We start from the raw sequence: 2773 nt of genomic DNA, 5'->3' as shown, positions 1-2773 counted from the left end.
GTCCGCCCGGGGCGCCGGGCGCGGGCCGTCGGGCAGACTGGACGTTTGGCCGTGTAGTGCCCGTGCCGAGCCCGTCGCAGAAAGGCAGCCGCGCGTGAATGGTCCGCTCATCGTCCAGTCCGACAAGACCCTGCTCCTCGAGGTCGACCACGAGCAGGCCGACGACTGCCGTCGCGCCATCGCGCCGTTCGCCGAGCTGGAGCGGGCCCCCGAGCACATCCACACCTACCGGGTGACCCCGCTCGGCCTGTGGAACGCGCGGGCGGCCGGGCACGACGCCGAGCAGGTCGTCGACGCGCTGGTGCAGTACAGCCGCTACCCGGTGCCGCACGCGCTGCTGGTGGACATCGCCGACACGATGGACCGCTACGGCCGGCTCAGCCTGGTCAAGCACCCGGCGCACGGGCTCGTCCTCACCAGCACCGACCGGCCGGTGCTGGAGGAGGTGCTGCGCTCGAAGCGGATCGCCCCGCTCGTCGGCGCCCGGATCGACCCGGACACCGTCGTCGTGCACCCCTCGGAGCGCGGGCAGATCAAGCAGGTGCTGCTGAAGCTGGGCTGGCCCGCCGAGGACCTCGCCGGGTACGTGGACGGCGAGGCGCACCCGATCGAGCTGCGCGAGGACGGCTGGGCGCTCAGGCCGTACCAGAAGCAGGCCGTGGAGAACTTCTGGCACGGCGGCTCCGGTGTGGTCGTCCTCCCCTGCGGCGCGGGCAAGACGCTGGTCGGTGCCGGTTCGATGGCGCAGGCGCAGTCCACCACGCTGATCCTGGTCACCAACACCGTCTCGGCCCGGCAGTGGAAGCACGAGCTGGTGAAGCGGACCTCGCTGACCGAGGACGAGATCGGCGAGTACAGCGGGACGAGGAAGGAGATCCGCCCCGTCACCATCGCCACCTACCAGGTGCTGACGACCCGGCGGAAGGGCGTCTACCCCCACCTGGAGCTGTTCGACTCCCGGGACTGGGGCCTGATCGTCTACGACGAGGTGCACCTGCTGCCCGCCCCCGTCTTCAAGTTCACGGCGGACCTGCAGGCCCGGCGGCGGCTCGGGCTGACCGCGACGCTGGTGCGCGAGGACGGCCGCGAGTCGGACGTGTTCTCGCTGATCGGGCCGAAGCGGTTCGACGCGCCGTGGAAGGAGATCGAGGCGCAGGGCTACATCGCGCCCGCCGACTGCGTGGAGGTCCGGGTCAACCTCACCGACTCCGAGCGGCTGGCGTACGCCACCGCCGAGACGGAGGAGAAGTACCGGTTCTGCGCGACGACCGCGACCAAGCGGAAGGTGACGGAGGCGATCGTCCGGCGCTTCGCCGGGCAGCAGATCCTCGTCATCGGGCAGTACATCGACCAGCTCGACGAGCTGGGCGAGCACCTGGGCGCACCGGTGATCAAGGGCGAGACGTCGAACGCCCAGCGGGAGAAGCTGTTCGAGGCCTTCCGGCAGGGCGAGATCAGCGTGCTGGTGGTGTCCAAGGTCGCGAACTTCTCGGTCGACCTGCCGGAGGCGACGGTGGCCGTCCAGGTGTCGGGCACCTTCGGGTCGCGGCAGGAGGAGGCCCAGCGGCTCGGCCGGGTGCTGCGGCCGAAGGCCGACGGGCACCAGGCCCACTTCTACTCCGTGGTCGCCCGGGACACCATCGACCAGGACTTCGCGGCGCACCGCCAGCGGTTCCTGGCGGAGCAGGGGTACGCGTACCGGATCGTGGACGCGGACGAGATCCTCGCCGGGAGCTGAGTGCGCCCGGCGGGCGTGCGTCGCCCTTCGGGGAGGTGGGGCACCGGCGCCGGGACGCACAGCCGGGGCAGCGGCGACGGGCCGGCCGGACACGCGCGGCACCGACCAGTGCCGGGTCCAGGGCAGCAGCCAGGAGGCGGCGCAGGTGCCCACCGTGAGGAGGCCGCCGGGGGACGGGGTGCCGGGGACGGCGGTCGGGCGGCGCGCACCGACGCCTCGTCGGAGCGCGCCGCCCGAGGGCCGGTCCTCACTTCGGGTCGCGGGCGAAGGCGGCGGTCGACCAGCACCAGCCGAGCACCACCAGCCCCAGGCCCCAGGCCACGGCCAGCCACCCGTGGTGGCCGATCCCACTGCCGAGCAGCAGCCCGCGCAGGGTCTCGACGGCGGGCGTGAACGGCTGGTATTCGGCGACCGGCCGGAACCAGCCCGGCATCCCGTCGACCGGGACGAAGGCGCTGGACAGGAGCGGCAGCAGGATCAGCGGGGTCGCGTTGTTGCTGGCGGCCTCGGCGTTGGGGGCGGCCAGCCCCATGCCGACCGCGATCCAGGTGAGCGCCGTGGCGAACAGGACGAGCAGACCGAAGGCGGCCAGCCACTCCGGTGCCGTGGCGTCCGTCGGGCGGAAGCCGATCGCCACGGCGACCGCGCCCACGACGACCACGCTCAGGACCGACTTCAGCACACTGCCGACCACGTGCCCGATGAGCACCGAGCCCCGGTGGATGGCCATCGTGCGGAAGCGGGACACGATTCCCTCCGTCATGTCCATGGACACGGAGACCGCGGTGCCGATCGCGGTGCTGCCGATGGTCATCAGCAGCAGGCCGGGGACGAGGTAGGCGACGTACGCGGAACGGCCGCCCCCGCCCAGTCCCGCGCTCATCGTGTCGCCGAAGACGTACACGAAGAGCAGCAGCAGCATGATCGGCGTGAGCAGCAGGTTCAGCGTGAGGGACGGGTAGCGCCGCGCGTGCAGGAGGTTGCGGCGCACCATCGTGGACGAGTCGCGCACGGCGAGGGAGAACCGGGTCGGGC

At 72.3% G+C, this 2773-nt stretch carries 2 protein-coding genes; one reads left to right on the top strand and one right to left on the bottom strand.

Annotated elements, in window-relative coordinates; genetic code table 11:
- The first annotated feature begins 94 nt into the window (after nucleotides 1-94).
- Nucleotides 95-1738: a DNA repair helicase XPB gene (locus B7L92_RS30680; protein WP_081240600.1), complete on the top strand. Its 1644-nt coding sequence runs from the start codon at nucleotides 95-97 to the stop codon at nucleotides 1736-1738.
- Between the two features lie 247 nt (nucleotides 1739-1985).
- On the opposite strand, the gene B7L92_RS30675 is transcribed toward B7L92_RS30680, so the two are convergent.
- The coding region (locus tag B7L92_RS30675) for an ABC transporter permease (protein WP_438364034.1) at nucleotides 1986-2773 on the bottom strand (788 nt) is incomplete at its 5' end.

The organism is Streptomyces viridosporus (assembly GCF_002078235.1).
GTDB classification, from domain to species: Bacteria; Actinomycetota; Actinomycetes; order Streptomycetales; family Streptomycetaceae; genus Streptomyces; species Streptomyces viridosporus.
Note: the sequence above shows the minus strand (reverse complement) of the source record. Positions and strands in the feature narration are given on the sequence as shown.